The organism is Aquaspirillum sp. LM1 (assembly GCF_002002905.1).
In the GTDB taxonomy this organism is placed as follows: Bacteria; Pseudomonadota; Gammaproteobacteria; order Burkholderiales; family Aquaspirillaceae; genus Rivihabitans.
In genome coordinates this window covers 3,692,187-3,707,088 of sequence record NZ_CP019509.1, presented here as the reverse complement: position 1 = coordinate 3,707,088, position 14,902 = coordinate 3,692,187, and the positions used below count along the sequence as shown (strand labels likewise).

Sequence of the window (14,902 nt, the reverse complement as noted above, 5' to 3'; positions counted from 1 at the left end):
CAAGGAAACAGACATGCGAGCATTGATAGTCGGTGGCGACCATGTCGACACCACCAAACGCGCCCTCTACGCCTCGGGCTATACCGACGTGGTGCACTGGAGTGGCCGCAAGAACAACGACCTGAAACGCCCTCTGCCTACCGGGGTGACCCACATGGTCATCCTGCTGGAGTTTGTCAACCACACGCTGGCCCGGCGCATGAAGGCGATTGCCCGCGACCAGCGCATCAGCGTGGCGTTTGTCGGGCGCAAGCAGGGCGGTAGCGAAGTGGCCACCCGGCTGCTGCCCACCGCCATACCGCTGCGCTGCGCCGCGTAAGCCGGCTGGGCCAGACCACCTTAGTCGTCAGTCACGTTGAAATACGATGGCTCACGTTCCACGACGAACCACTCGCCGCGCCCCACCGCGTCATTCCCGCGCAGGCGGGAATCCAGGCGTGTCCACAGCGCACAGCGGGGTGAGTTCTCACGAGCGCTTACCTGCGCCATGCCCACCGCGTACACTGTGGTGCGGTCTGGGTTCCCTCCTGCGCGGGAACGACACGTCAGATGAAACTCATGCCGAAAACGGTCTAATCGCCAGTCAGTCGATTCAGATCATGGTGACTGGCTACTAGTCGTCAGTCACGTTGAAACACGAGGGTGCTTGCGAGCAAGCCGACGTCGGATGCCTTGCTTAATTTATTTCAAAACAACACCTTGACTTGAAACGATGAACCATTCGCTGCACCCCGCCGCGTCATTCCCGCGCAGGCGGGAATCCAGGGGCATCCACCGTGTGCTGACGACCCTGCAAAGCTCAACGGCCCACGGCGCACGCTGTGGCGCGGTCTGGGTTCCCGCCTGCGCGGGAACGACATGTCAGGTGAAACTCATGCCGAAAGCGGTCTAGCCGCCAGTCATTCGGTCCATATCATCGTGACGGGCTACTGGCCTGTCAGCGCAGCGGCACAAACTTGCGCGGGCGGGTCAGCCGTTCGGGCTTGAGAATTTCTTCCAGCGCCTCGCGGGTGAGCAAGCCCTTGGCCAGCGCCAGTTTGTACACACTGCGCCCGGTTTGCAGCGCGTCCTGCGCCAGCTCGGTGGCCTGTTCGTAGCCAATATACGGCGTCAGCGCGGTGACAATGCCGATCGAGTTTTCCACCTGGGCGCGCATGTGCTCGCGGTTGGCGGTGATGCCGCGCACGCAGCGGTCGGCCAGCACCAGGCAGCCATTGCGCAGGTGGGTGATGCTCTTGAACAGGCTGTGGGCGATGATCGGCTCGAAGGCGTTGTGCTGCAGCTGGCCAGCCTCGGCAGCAAAGCTCACTGTCAGGTCGTTGCCAATCACTTCAAAGGCAATCTGGTTGACCACTTCCGGAATCACCGGGTTGACCTTGCCGGGGATGATGCTGGAGCCAGCCTGGGTGGCCGGCAGGTTGATTTCGCCCAGGCCGGCGCGTGGGCCGGACGACAGCAGGCGCAGGTCGTTGCAGGTTTTCGACAGCTTGACCGCCACCCGCTTGAGCACGCCAGACAGCTGCACAAAGCTGCCGCAATCCTGCGAGGCTTCTACCAGATTATCCGCCGTGGACACCGGCACGCCGCTGATGCGCGCCAGGTGGCGGCAGGCGACATGGGCGTAATCCGGATGGGTGTTGATGCCGGTGCCAATGGCGGTAGCGCCCAGATTGATTTCGGTAATCAGCAAGGACGCCTCGCCCAGGCGGGCTTCGTCTTCGCCCAGCATCACCGCATAGGTGCCAAATTCCTGCCCCAGCGTCATTGGCACCGCATCCTGCAATTGGGTGCGGCCCATTTTCAGCACATCGGCAAATGCCTCGGCGCGGTCGGCAAACGCCAGCCGCAGGTGGGCCATGGCTTCGCGCAGCCGGCTGATGCCAAAGTAGGCGGCCAGCTTCAGCGCGGTGGGGTAGACATCGTTGGTGCTCTGGCTCAGGTTGACGTCCTGGTGCGGGTGCAGATGCTGGTAATCGCCACGCGGATGGCCCATCAGCTCCAGTGCGCGGTTGGCAATCACCTCGTTGGCGTTCATATTGGTCGAGGTGCCGGCACCGCCCTGAATCACATCCACCACAAACTGCTCGTGCAGCGCGCCGGCACGGATTTCGGTGCAGGCGGCCACAATCGCCCGGCGCTTGGCCTCGGGCAGCAGCCCCAGCTCGGCATTGGCCTCGGCAGCGGCCTGCTTGACGCAGGCCAGCGCGCGGATCAGCTCGGGATACACCGAAATCGGCGCGCCGCTGATGGGAAAATTCTCCAGCGCACGCAGGGTGTGAATGCCGTAATAGGCGTGCTCAGGCAGGTGGCGCGCGCCCAGCAGGTCGTGTTCAAGGCGGGAGGCAGGCGAAGTCATCGGGGAAAAGTCCAGTCAGGCATGGGGAACAACGGGAGCGGACTATAGCCATGCCGGCAAACGGCTGACCAATGCTGTTTGTTCATCACGCCATGCCGCGACGGCATAGTTGGCGCTGATGCGGCGCAGCAAAAGCCCATGCAAAAACAGGGGTTTGCTGCGCCGTCCCGCCCGCTACTCCGTGTTGTCGGGGCAAGGCGGGCGGGAAAGTGTCAGCGAGCAGAAGGCGCAGGCTCCCAGCCACCGCCCAGCGCCTTGAACAGTGCCACGCTGGCATTCAGCTGCGCCTGGCGGGCGGCGATGTGTGTCAGTTGGGTGTCGTTGAAGGTGCGCTGGCTGTCCAGCACGTCCAGCAGGTTGGCGTGGCCGGCTTGCTGGCGCAGCTGGGTCAGGCCCAGCGTGTGACGGGCGTTGGCCACCCGGCTGGCCTGGGCGCGCTCGGCTTCGCCATCTTCACGCAGGCTGACCAGTGCATCGCGCACCTCTTTGTAGGCCACTTGCAGGGCGTTTTGCCAGCTGATCAACGATTGCTGATTGAGCGCGCGCGCCTGATCCACCCGTGCCGAGGTGCGGCCAAAATCCAGAATCGGCATCAGCGCGGAAATCCCCAGCGACCACGCCCCGGCACCGGCGCTGAATAAATCGGCCAGGGTCTGGCTTTCGCTGCCGGTGCTGCCGGTGAGGGTAAAGCGCGGAAAATACCCGGCCTTGGCCACGCCGATATTGGCGTTGGCCGCCACCAGCTGCTGTTCGGCCTGCATCACATCCGGGCGCGCCTCGATCAACCTTGCCGGCAGGCCGGCGGGGGGATGCGGTGGCAGCGGCAGTTGGCGCACATCACCGGCAGTCAGGGTCAGTTCTGGCTGGCCGCTCAGCAGCGCCAGCTGGTGGCCGGCCAGCGCACGCTGGCGGCGCAGCTCGGCCTGCTGGGCACGGGCGGCCTGCAGGGCGTTATCCGCCGCCTGGCTGTCCACCAGCGAGCTGAGGCCGGCGTTTAGCCGCAGCTGCATCAGCCGCTGGCTGTCCTCGCGCGTGCGCACGGTGTCGCCCACCACCGCCAGCTGGGCATCCAGCGCACGCAGATCCAGGTAAGCGCTGGTGACCACGCCGGCCACCGACAGGCGCACGGCATCGCGTGCATACTGGCTGGCCAGCAGGCTGGCGCGCACCGATTCATTGGCGCGGCGCACCCGGCCCCACACGTCCAGCTCGTAGGAGGTGCTCAGCGTGGCGCTGCGCGCGGTGCGCAGGCGTGGCGAGCTGGCCGAATAGCTGGCGGTGCGGGTGCTGGCCTGGGTCTTGCTGGCGCTGGCCCCCCCGTCGATTTCCGGCAAAAATGCCGCGCCGGCTTCACGGGCCACGGCGTCGGCCTGCTCCACCCGTGCCACCGACAGGCGCATGTCGGCATTGTGCGCCAGCGCCTGCGTGACCAGCTGATTCAGCGTGGGGTCCTGGAACAGCGTCCACCAGTCGGCGGCCACCGTGGTGCTGGCCGCGCCAGTGCTGCCGGCGACGCTGGTATCAAAGCTGGCCGGCAGCGCGGCGCTGGGGCGCTGGTAATCCGGCCCGATGGCGCAGCCCGCCAGGGTCAGCACCGCCAGTGCAGCGGCCAGGGGAGTAATGCGCGCCATCATGCCTGTTTCTCCTCGTCGTCGGCGTCGATGTGCGCCGGATCCACTTGCTTGCCGCGCTCCAGCCACTTGAAGAACAGCGGCACAAACAGCGTGGCAATAAAGGTGGCGGCCAGCATGCCGCCAAACACCCCGGTGCCCATCGACTGCCGTGCGCCAGCGCCGGCCCCGGTGGCCTTGACCAGCGGGAACACGCCCAGCACAAAGGCCAGCGAGGTCATGATGATGGGCCGCAAGCGCAGCCGTGCCGCCTCAATGGCAGCATCGGCGGCGCTCAGGCCTTCGCGGTATTTCTGCGCGGCAAACTCGACAATCAGGATGGCGTTTTTCGACGCCAGCCCGATCAGCACCACCAGGCCAATCTGGAAGTAAATGTCGTTGGGCATGCCGCGCAGCCAGATGGCGGTGAGCGCGCCCATCAGCGCAAACGGCACCGACATCACCACGGCGATGGGCAGCGACCATTTTTCATACTGGGCGGCCAGGATCAAAAACACCATGATGATGGCAAAACCAAAGGCTTGCAGCGACGAGCCGGCGCTGCGCTTTTCCTGGAAAGCCTGGCCGGTCCAGGCAATGCTGTAGCCCTCCGGCAGCGTGGCCGCAGCCACGTCCTCGACCAACTGCATGGCCTGACCCGAGCTTACCCCCGGCTTGCTGTCGCCCATCACCTTGGCGGCAATAAAGCCATTGAAGCGCTCCACCTGCTCGGGGCCGACCACGTTTTTCACCGTGGCAATCGCCGACAGCGGAATCATTGCCTGGCTGAGCTGGCTCTTGACGTACAGCCGGTTGATGTCGTCCGGCTTCATCCGGTATGACGCTTCGGCTTGCAACTGCACCCGATACACCCGCCCCGCCTTGTTGAAGTCGTTGACGTAGTAAGCGCCCAGGGTGCTTTGCAGCGTGGTGTATACGTCCGTGATGGCAATGCCCAGCGCCAGGGCTTTTTGCTCGTCTACTTCGACAAACAGCTGCGGCACGGTGGGGCGGAAGAAGGTGGAAATCCGGGTGAATTCCGGGTGTTTCTTCAGCGCGTCCATAAAAGCTTCCAGCACGGCGTTCAGCTTTTTCGGGTCGCCATCCACCCGGTTTTGCACATACACCTCAAAACCGCCGGTGGTGCCCAGGCCCTGAATCGGTGCCGGATTGAACACCAGCGCCATGCCGTCTGGCTGGCGCATGCCGTAGCCCATGAACTTGCCGACCAGATCCTGCGCCTTGCCCTGGCGCTCTGACCAGTCTTTCAGGGTAACGAACACCGTGCCGGCGTTGGTTTTGTTGCCGCCGCTGATCAAATCAAAACCCGAGACAATAAAGGTGTGCTCCACCGCCTCATCCTTGGTTACCATCTGGCGCATGCGCTCGCCGGTGGCTTCGGTGCGCTTGAGCGTGGCACCGTCGGGCAGGCTCAGTGCCGAAATCAGCCGGCCCTGGTCTTCGGAGGGCACAAAGCCGCCGGGGGTGATCTTGAACAGCAGGGCGGTCATGGCAATCACCCCGGCAAACACCAGCACGCCCACCACACCGTGGCGCAGGGTAAAGCGCACGGTGCCGGTGTAGCGGGTGGTCAGCCGGTCAAAGGCCCGGTTGAACGGGGCAAACAGCTTGTTTTCGGTGTGCTGGGCTTTCAGCAGCAAGGCACACAAGGCCGGGGTCAGCGTCAGCGCCACCACGCCGGAAAGCACCACCGCCACCGCCACGGTCACGGCAAACTGCTTGTACAACTGGCCGGCAATGCCCCCCAGAAAAGCCACCGGCACAAACACCGCACACAGCACCAGCACAATGGCAATCAGCGCGCCGGTCACTTCGTGCATGGCCTTGATGGCCGCCTGCTTGGGCGAGAGTTTTTCTTCTGCCATCAGCCGTTCGACGTTTTCCAGCACCACAATGGCGTCATCCACCACAATGCCGATGGCCAGCACCATGGCAAACAGGGTCAGCGTGTTGATCGAGAAGCCAAACAGCCACAGCCCGGCAAAGGTGCCAATCAGCGAAATCGGCACCGCCACCATCGGAATCAGCGTGGCGCGCCAGCTTTGCAGGAACAAAAACACCACGGCAATCACCAGCACCATGGCTTCAATCAGGGTGTTGGTGACCTCCTTGATCGAGGCGGTGACAAAGCGGGTGCTGTCCACCGGAATCACATAGCCCATGCCCGGCGGGAACTTCTGTTGCAGCGCCTGCATCTTGCTGCGCACCTGCTCGGCCACCTCCAGCGCATTGGCCCCGGTTTGCAGAAACACGCCCATGGCGATGGTGGGCTGGCCGTCCAGTGTCACCCGTTGCTCGTAGCTGTAGGCCCCCAGCTCGATGCGCGCCACATCCTTCAGCCGCAGCACGCCGCCGGGGCCGCTGGCGCGGATGACGATATTGCCAAATTCTGCCTCGCTCAGCAGCCGGCCCTTGGCGGTCACGGTGTAGACCAGTTGCTGGTCATTCGGGGCCGGCTCCTGGCCAATCTTGCCTGCGGCGTTTTGCGCATTCTGGGCGTTGATGGCGGCGGCAATTTCGCTGGTGGTGACCGCCAGCTGGGCCATGCGGTCGGGCTTGAGCCAGATGCGCATGGAGTAATCCTGCGCGCCAAACACCGTCACATCGCCCACGCCGTTCACCCGCTTGAGTTCATCCACAATGTTCAGCGAGGCGTAGTTGGACAAGAACAACGTGTTGTACTTGCCGCCATCGGATTTCAGCGCCACCACCTGCAGAATATCGGTGGAGCGCTTTTGCACCACCACGCCATTGCGCCGCACGGTTTCTGGCAGGCGCGGCTCGGCGGCTTTCACCCGGTTATTGACGTTCACCGCCGCCATATCGGCATTGGTGCCCACCTCGAAGGTGGCGGTGATGCTCACCACGCCATTGGCCGCTGCCGACGAGGTGAAATACAGCATGTTTTCCACGCCGTTGAGCTGCTCTTCAATCGGTGCCGCCACTGTTTTGGACAGGGTTTCTGCCGATGCACCCGGATAGGTGGCGGTGATCACCACGGTGGGCGGGGCAATTTGCGGGTATTGCGCAATCGGCAGCACCTGCATGGCCACCAGCCCGGCAATCACGATAATGATGGAAATCACCGAGGCAAAAATTGGCCGGTTAATAAAAAATTTGGCCATGGCTCAGCCTTTCTTGCCATCAGCAGCCGGCTTGTCGCCGCCTGCTGCGCTCGGCGCGCGCGGGGTGACCGGCATGCCCGGCTTGAGCTTGATCAGATTGTCGATAATCACCTTGTCACCGGCCTTCAGCCCGCCCAGGATCACCCAGTCCTTGCCCAGCCATTCGCCGGCCTGCACCGGGCGTGGCGTGGCCTTGTTGTCGGCGCTCACCGTCATCACCCGCGCACCCTGCTCACCCTGCGCCACGGCGGTTTGCGGCACCAGAAACACCCCGTCACGCTCGCCGGTGACCAGGCGCACGCGCACAAACTGGCCAGGCAGAATCTGCTGTTCGCTGTTGTCAAACTCGGCGCGCAGCTGCTGCGTGCCCAGCGTGGTGTCGATATTGCTGGCGACAAAATTCAGCTTGCCGCGCGTGGGAGACACCGAGCCATCCGGCAACACCAGCTCCACCCTCTGCACGGCGTTGGCCGTCACCCGGCGCGCCGGAAACTTGGCCAGATCGCCCTCGCCCAATGCAAAACGCACCCAGGCCGGGTTGGGCTGCTGCACCGAGGTCAGCAGGCTGTCGGCGCTGGAAATCAGATTGCCTTCGGATTTCACCGCCCGCCCGGCCACCCCGGCCACCGGCGCGGTGACCGTGGTCCACGACAAATTCAGCTCGGCCTGCCTGAGCGCCGCCTGGGCCATGGTATTGGCTGACACCGCGTCGTCGTAGTCTTTTTGTGCCACGGCCTTGGCCTCGGCCAGCCCTTTCAGCCGCGCCACTTCGCGCGCGGTTTGCTCGGCGCGGGCGCGCGCCTCGGCAGCGGCGATTTCATACGGCGCGCGGTCGATCTGGAACAGCGCCTGCCCGGCCTTCACCGGCTCGCCTTCCTGATACAGGCGCTTGAGCAAAATGCCGCCCACCCGCGCGCGCACCTCGGCCTCGCGCGCACCTTCGGCCTGGCCCATCACCTCGACACGGATCGGTGCCTTTTGCGGCTGCATCTCCAGCACGGTAACCGGCATGGGGCCTTGCGGCGGCGGGGCATCGGCTTTTTTCTCGCCGCAACCGGCCAGCAAAGCCCCCGCGCAGGCCATGGCCAGCCAGGCCGTGCGGGAGGGACGGCACGATAAGGATGAACAAAAACGGCGCTTCACAAGCGTCATGGCGGGTTCCTTTGTCGGGATCAGAAGGTAGACTGGCGGCGGGTTGGAATTCAGTTGGATGGCCAAGGGAAACGCTGAAAAAATCGTCATTCCCGCGAGAGCAGGAATCCAGGGTGTTGATTTTGCTGGGTTTTGCGTTTGGCAACAACGATTGCTCTGAATAAATCAGCGTGTCCAAAGGGGATAAGGGTATGCTGACACTATCTTTCCAGCAAGATATCCGGTGAGGTTTTACTTTATGTTACATGGCGCACACACCGTCGTGCATGGCGGGGCCGCCACGCCACCGCAAAAAAGGCAAACGGATGAATAGCCTGCAACACCACCACTGGGATGTCTCCCTGGACCCGCACACCGTGCCGGTGTTCCTCTGGCTGCAATGGGCGCATCGCCGCTCGCTGCAACCCATGCAGCCCACGCTGGCCCGGCATGGGTTGTCCAGTGCCGAGTTCGACCTGCTGGCCACCCTGCGCAATGCCGAACCGGAACACACCCTGACCCCCTCGCAACTGCTGACGCAGATGCTGCTCACCTCCGGGGGCTTGAGCAAGGTGATGGCGCAACTGGAAGCGCGCGGGCTGATTGCCCGGCTATGCCGCGACGACGACCGCCGCATCAAGCCGGTGCGGCTGACGACAGATGGCAAGGCACTGATTGAACAGGCCATGGCGGAGACCGTGGCCAATGCGGGTGAATGGCTGCGTGGGGCGTTGACGGCGGAGGAAAGAAGCCAATTGATCGGGCTGCTGATGCAGTTGGTGCACACGGACGTTACTGCCCAGTAGCCCATGCGCACCTGGGTGCAACCTGCTTACACCAGAAAATCCCATCCTGTCGGGCCAATATAGTGGGTTTTCATCTCCGGCGACTCAACAAACGCCGTCGCCACCTGATCCAGCGACACCGAACCCGACTTCAGCAACTGCACCCACGCCGCCTTGCCGCCTGCATCGGAATTACGCCCCAGCAGTGCCTGGTAGAGCATTTCCACGTCGTTCACCGGGTCGCCGGTCAGCGCCCAGCCGCGCGCCTGGCCTTCAGCGGTTTTCATCATGTTCAACGCCATGCTGCCCATGCTGTAGCCCTTGGCCTGCAGCTCACCAAAGTAGTCAAAGCCATCAATATCCGCCTGACGTCCGAGCTCCTGCTGGTACATGCCGGCCAACGCATTCAGCGCGGGTGGGTTTTGCACGTTCAGTGCGTTGTCAGCAAACTGCAGGGTTTCGGTATTGATCACCAGCGTGCTCTTGCTTGGGTCGGCTTTGTTGATCACCTTGACGAAGCCATGGTGTTTTTCCACGGTGTAGTCGTCGGCCTTGCCGGTGAATTTGGCGGTGTCGGAGTCCGCGCCGCCGTGCAGGATGTTCTGGCCGTTTTCCCCGCTGAGGGTGTCGTTGCCGCCCTGGCCAAACAGTTTGTCGTTGCCACGGGTGTTGGTCAGGACATCGTTGCCCGATCCGGCGTAGACGGTGTCGTTGCCAGCACCCAGGTCGAGGGTTTGCGCCTTGCTGTCGGCCACCAGCAGCTGGTTGCCGTCGCCGGTGGTCACCGACACGCTGCCCACAATGGCAGCAAAGTTCACGTTCTCCAGACCCACGGTGCTGTTTGTCGGCAAGTGGGTGAAGTCCAGCACCAGGGCGGTGTCGGTGTTGCTGTCTGCGGTCTGGTCACGGAATACCAGTGTGCCACTGGCATCCTGGCTGGAGTCAGCGCGGACCACCACGGTGCGCACCCAGAGGTCAATGCTGCTGGGCAGCGACGCCAGAAATGTTTGTCCCAGCTTGAGCATCTGATTCTGGTCGGTCAGTTGCGCGGTGGTACGGCTCTTGATCGCGTCCAGCAGATCGGTGCGACGGGACGGGGTGTCGGACAGGTCTTCCACTGCCATGCCAATGCCGGTGGGCACTTCGGCCTTGAGCAGCGTCTGGCCCTGGCTGACGGCCAGGGCAATATCCGCCTGTGGGCTGCTGCTGTCCTGGTCCTGACGCTCACTGCTGATCACCGGAATATTCAGCGCATTGACCGTGCCGCCATCCGGGCGGGCGCGGGTGTAGTGGGTGATGACCACGCCATCGACTAGCGGAAGGGTGGGGGTCACCGGCGGAGTTGGCACGGTTGGGGTCGTCGGCGTTGGGTCAACCGGCACGCTGGGCGTGGTTGGCGCGGTGGGTTCCGTCGGCGTGGTGGGCACCGTGGGCGTGGTCGGCACCGTGGGTGTCGTCGGTTCCGTCGGCGGGGTGGGTACTGTCGGTGGGGTTGGGGGAGTTGGGGTGATCGGCGGCGCCGGGTCCGGCGGGGTCGGATCGCCGCCACCGCCGCCACCGCCGGCAGCGCTAATCGTGATGGTCTGCGCTTGATCCACGGTCAACCCGCCAGCATCAGTGGCGCGGGTCATCACCTGGTAAGTGCCAGCGGTCAGTGCGGTTCCACCTACTTTCAGCGTGTTGCCGGTGACGGTGAATTTGCCATTATCGGCGTCATTGCTGCCATTGCCGGCCACCAGGGTAAAGGTGTGGGTGTCCCCGGTATCCGGGTCCACGGCGGCCAGTGTACCCACCGAAGCACCGGTGATGGCGGTGCTGCTGGTCAGCCCGGCACTGGTGAAGTTGGCGGCGGTGGGCGTTTCGTTAACGTTGGTGACACTGATCGCCACCGCCTTGCTGCTGGTGTTGCTGGCGGCGTCTGCGGCGATGACGGAGAGGCTGTAACTGGATTTGGTTTCGTAGTTGGCCGAGCCATTCAGCGTGACCACGCCGGTGCTGCTGCCCACGCTGAAAGCGCTGGCGTCGGTGCCCGACAGCGAATAGGTGACGGTGCCGGTTTCCGGATCGGTGGCGGCAGCGGTGTAAACGGTAGTACCGGTGGCGGCGTTTTCGGCCACGGAACCGGTAGACCCGCTGGTGAAGGTGGGCGCTTCATTGACGTCGGTGATGTTGAGGGTCACGGCCTGGGTGGTGGTGTGGCCCGCATCCTTGGCGTGGACGGTGATGCTGTAGCTGCTCTTGACTTCATAGTCTGCCGGGGTGAGCAGCTTGACCTGGCCAGTGGTGGCATCAATCGAGAACGACGCGGCATCGGTGCCGGTGAGCGCGTAGGTCAGGGCATCGCTTTCGGCATCGGTGGCCGTGGCAGTGTAGACCACGGTACTGGAGACGGTATTCTCCGCCACGCTGACGCTGGCACCGGAAGTGATGACTGGTGCAGCGTTGAGCGTGCTAATCACGATGGTTTGCGCCTGATCAAACATCAAGCCACCCGCGTCATTGGCGCGGGTCAGCACATGGTAAGTGCCGCCTGTCAGCGGCGTGGTGCCCACTTTGAGGGTGTTGCCGACGATAGTGAACTTGCTGTTGTCGGCATCATTGCTGCCATTGCCGGCCACCAGGGTGAAGGTGTGGGTGTCGCTGGCATCCGGGTCCACAGCGGCCAGCGTGCCGACCGAAGCGCCAGTAATGGCGGTGGTGTTATCCAGTCCGGCGCTGGTGAAGTTGGCGGCGGTGGGCGCTTCGTTGACGTTGGTGGCATTGATGGTCACCGCCTGGGGGGTGGTGTGGGTCGCGTCCATCGCGTTCACGGTCACGCTGTAGCTGGCCTTGGTTTCAAAGTCCGCCGGGGTGAGCAGCTTGACCTGGCCGGTGGTGGCGTCAATCGAGAACGCGGCTGCATCGGTGCCGGTCAGCGCGTAGGTCAGGGTGTCGCTTTCCGGGTCGGTGGAGGCAGCGGTATAGACCACGGTGCTGGTGGCGGCGTTTTCCGCCACGCTGCCAGTAGTGCCACTGGTGATGCTGGGTGCTTCGTTGACATCGGTCACGCTGATGGTCACCGCCTTGGTGGTGGTATGAGTCGCATCCTTGGCATTGACGGTGATGCTGTAGCTGCTCTTGACCTCAAAGTCTGCCGGGGTGAGCAGCTTGACCTGGCCGGTGGTGGCGTCAATCGAGAATGCGGCTGCATCGGTGCCGGTCAGCGCGTAGGTGAGGGCATCACTTTCCGCATCGGTGGCGGCGGCGGTGTAGACCACGGTGCTGGTGGCGGCATTCTCCGCCACGCTGGCGCTGGTGCCAGAGCTTATCGTCGGTGCGGTATTGGCCGCGCCGATGGTGAGGGTCTGCGCCTGATTGATATAGTAGCCGCCGGCATCGGTGGCGCGGGTCAGCACATGGTAAGTGCCAGCGGTCAGTGCGCTTGTACCTACTTTGAGGGTATTGCCGATGAGGGTGAATTTGCCGTTGTCGGCATCATTGCTGCCATTGCCCGCCACCAGGGTAAAGGTGTGGGTGTCGCTGGCGTCCGGGTCCACGGCGGCCAGCGTGCCTACCGTGGACCCGGTAATGGCGGTTGCCGAATCCAGCCCGGCGCTGGTGAAATTGGCAGCGGTGGGCGCTTCATTGACATTACCGAGGCTGACTGTCAACGTTTTGTCGTAGCTCAGGCCACCTTGGTCGGTGCTGCGCACGGTGACGGCATAACTGCTCTGGGTTTCGTAATTCAGTGTGGCACCCGCCTGGAATTGCAGGTTGGCCCCATTGATCTGAAAGCTGGCCTGATCCGCGCCGCCCACAATGCTGTAGCTGAAGGTGTTGCCGGCATCCGGGTCGGTGCTGCTCAGTGCGCCGATGGTCAGCGCGGTGGCAGTGGAGGTGTTTTCCTGCACGCTGCTGGGAGACAGGGCGATATCTGTGGGCGCTGAATTGCTGTAGCGGTCATCGGTGGCGAAATTGGCCAGTCCAACCACGCCGCTGGTCAGGCTGGCGGCCACTGCGCTGCTGTTGCCGCCGTTAGCGGCATCTCCCCAGGCAACCACGCTACCATCACTTTTCAGTGCAGCAAAAGCGGCACCTGTACTGTAAATCTGGCTGACGCCGCTGGTGAGGCTGGCGGCCACCGTGCTGCTGTTGCCGCCATAGCTGCTGCTGCCCCAGGTGACCACGCTGCCATCGCTTTTTAGCGCAGCAAAGGCGGAATTGGTGCTGTAGATCCGGCTGACGCCACTGGCCAGGCTGGCGGCCACGGCACTGCTGTTGCCGCCGCTGACGCTGCTTCCCCAGGTGACCACGCTGCCGTCACTTTTCAGCGCGGCAAAGGCGGTGTGGGTGGCGTAAATCTGGCTGACGCCGCTGGTGAGGCTGGCGGCCACCGCGCTGCTGTTGCCGCCGTTGCTGCTATCGCCCCAGGTGACGACGCTGCCATCGCTTTTCAGCGCGGCAAAAGCGCCGCCTGCGCTGTAAATCTGGCTGACGCCGCTGCTCAGGCTGGCGGCCACCGCGCTGCTGTTGCCGCCGTTGCTGCCGTCGCCCCAGGTGACGACGCTGCCGTCACTTTTCAATGCAGCAAAGGCCGCGCCGGTGCTGTAAATCTGGCTGACGCCACTGGTGAGGCTGGCGGCCACCGCGCTGCTGTTGCCACCGTAACTGGCATGCCCCCAGGCCACCACACTGCCATCGCTTTTCAGCGCGGCAAAGGCGGTGCCGGTGCTGTAAATCTGGCTGACGCCGCTGCTCAGGCTGGCGGCCACTGCGCTGCTGTTGCCGCCATAGATGCCATCGCCCCAAGTGACCACGCTACCGTCGCTTTTACGTGCGGCAAAGGCGTAGGCCGTGCTGCTGATCTGACTGACACCGCTGGCCAGGCTGGCGCTGACTGCGCTGCTACTGCCTCCGTTGATGGAGTCCCCCCAGGTGACCACGCTGCCATCGTTTTTGACGGCGGCAAAGGCAAAGCCGGTGCTGTAAATCTGGCTGACGTTGCTGGTCAGGCTGGCGGCGACTCCACTGCTGTTGCCGCCATTGGCACCGCCCCCCCAGGTGACCACGCTGCCATCGCTTTTCAGGGCGGCAAAGGCAAAGCCGGTGCTGTAAATCTGGCTGACGCCACTGCTCAGACTGGCGGCCACGGCGCTGCTGTCGCCGCCATTGGTGCTGCCTCCCCAGGTGACCACGCTGCCATCAATTTTCAATGCGGCAAAGGCGTAGTCGTTTCTGAACTCTCCCGAGGCCTTGCCGGGGTAGCTCATCCGCACCGGGGTGATGCTCATGCTCAGATCGCCTTGCCAGTCGGTGGCCAGGGGAGCGGCTTCCAGCACGCCGTATGCACTTTCCAGTACCCAGTCGCCGTGCATGCCCGTCAGGTTGGTGGAGGCGGCAATGTCGGCCTGAGTGGCTTGGGCCAGCTTGCTGATGAATTCAAGGCCGCTCTGGCCTTCGGCCACATCACATCCATACAGCAGCAGGTCGCCATCCGGGGTCAGCGCCTGGCCCAGCGCATGTAGTTGCCCCTGCACGCCGGCTTGGTTCAGTCCGGAGGCATCCAGGGTATCTTTTCCCAGTTGCAGCTTGCCAGATGCGCCGTGGGTAAACAGGTGCAGCGCAGAATATTCACCGGCATGGCTGAGCGCCCATTGGCCAAGCTGAGCCAGACTGGTAAATGTTTCGATGTCGGTGCCTGCTGGCAGACCAGCCGCCAGGGTTTGCCAGTTGGGCAACGAGGCGTCTATCAGGGCAATGGGCTGGGGGAAAACGGTGTGCATGGCGTGTTGTCCAGAGGGAAGAGAATGGCATGAGCGACTTGCTGCACTCAACAAGCCCGCCCAAGCGGTGGTCCCGCTTGGGTCGGTCAATTGCTCCAGAGAGGCATGTCTC

The 14,902-nt window shown here is 63.6% G+C and carries 7 protein-coding genes; 2 read left to right on the top strand and 5 right to left on the bottom strand.

The annotated features are described in order from the left end of the window. The first annotated feature begins 13 nt into the window (after nucleotides 1-13). Nucleotides 14-319, top strand: coding sequence for a DUF2325 domain-containing protein (locus BXU06_RS15980; protein ID WP_077301900.1), 306 nt, complete (start codon nucleotides 14-16; stop codon nucleotides 317-319). A 618-nt stretch (nucleotides 320-937) separates the two neighbouring features. Here the strand turns inward: BXU06_RS15980 and aspA are convergent. The 4 genes from aspA to BXU06_RS15960 form a co-directional block, all read right to left on the bottom strand. Then, nucleotides 938-2,356 (bottom strand): aspartate ammonia-lyase, encoded by a 1,419-nt coding sequence (gene aspA / locus BXU06_RS15975; RefSeq protein ID WP_077301898.1) that lies wholly within the window; start codon nucleotides 2,354-2,356, stop codon nucleotides 938-940. 212 nt (nucleotides 2,357-2,568) lie between these two features. Further along, entirely contained in the window at nucleotides 2,569-3,990 is a 1,422-nt protein-coding gene (locus BXU06_RS15970; RefSeq protein ID WP_077301895.1) for an efflux transporter outer membrane subunit, read from the bottom strand. After that, nucleotides 3,987-7,112, bottom strand: coding sequence for an efflux RND transporter permease subunit (locus tag BXU06_RS15965; protein ID WP_077301892.1), 3,126 nt, complete (start codon nucleotides 7,110-7,112; stop codon nucleotides 3,987-3,989). The genes BXU06_RS15970 and BXU06_RS15965 overlap by 4 nt, the downstream gene beginning before the upstream one ends. Before the next feature lie 3 nt (nucleotides 7,113-7,115). Next, nucleotides 7,116-8,264: an efflux RND transporter periplasmic adaptor subunit gene (locus BXU06_RS15960; RefSeq protein WP_077301889.1), complete on the bottom strand. Its 1,149-nt coding sequence runs from the start codon at nucleotides 8,262-8,264 to the stop codon at nucleotides 7,116-7,118. A gap of 305 nt (nucleotides 8,265-8,569) precedes the next feature. Between BXU06_RS15960 and BXU06_RS15955 the strand changes: the two genes are divergently transcribed. Continuing rightward, nucleotides 8,570-9,049 carry a MarR family winged helix-turn-helix transcriptional regulator gene (locus BXU06_RS15955; RefSeq protein ID WP_171982252.1) on the top strand — a complete coding sequence of 160 codons (480 nt, stop codon included), beginning with the start codon at nucleotides 8,570-8,572 and terminating at the stop codon, nucleotides 9,047-9,049. A 26-nt stretch (nucleotides 9,050-9,075) separates the two neighbouring features. Here BXU06_RS15955 and BXU06_RS15950 read toward each other — a convergent pair whose 3' ends face one another. Next, nucleotides 9,076-14,790, bottom strand: coding sequence for a cadherin domain-containing protein (locus BXU06_RS15950; RefSeq protein ID WP_171982251.1), 5,715 nt, complete (start codon nucleotides 14,788-14,790; stop codon nucleotides 9,076-9,078). Between the last annotated feature and the right edge of the window lie 112 nt (nucleotides 14,791-14,902).

Coding starts and splice junctions, on each gene's coding strand:
- BXU06_RS15980 (WP_077301900.1), top strand. CDS start 14: ATGCGAGCATTGATAGTCGGTGGCGACCATGTCGACACCACCAAACGC.
- aspA (WP_077301898.1), bottom strand. CDS start 2,356: ATGACTTCGCCTGCCTCCCGCCTTGAACACGACCTGCTGGGCGCGCGC.
- BXU06_RS15970 (WP_077301895.1), bottom strand. CDS start 3,990: ATGATGGCGCGCATTACTCCCCTGGCCGCTGCACTGGCGGTGCTGACC.
- BXU06_RS15965 (WP_077301892.1), bottom strand. CDS start 7,112: ATGGCCAAATTTTTTATTAACCGGCCAATTTTTGCCTCGGTGATTTCC.
- BXU06_RS15960 (WP_077301889.1), bottom strand. CDS start 8,264: ATGACGCTTGTGAAGCGCCGTTTTTGTTCATCCTTATCGTGCCGTCCC.
- BXU06_RS15955 (WP_171982252.1), top strand. CDS start 8,570: ATGAATAGCCTGCAACACCACCACTGGGATGTCTCCCTGGACCCGCAC.
- BXU06_RS15950 (WP_171982251.1), bottom strand. CDS start 14,790: ATGCACACCGTTTTCCCCCAGCCCATTGCCCTGATAGACGCCTCGTTG.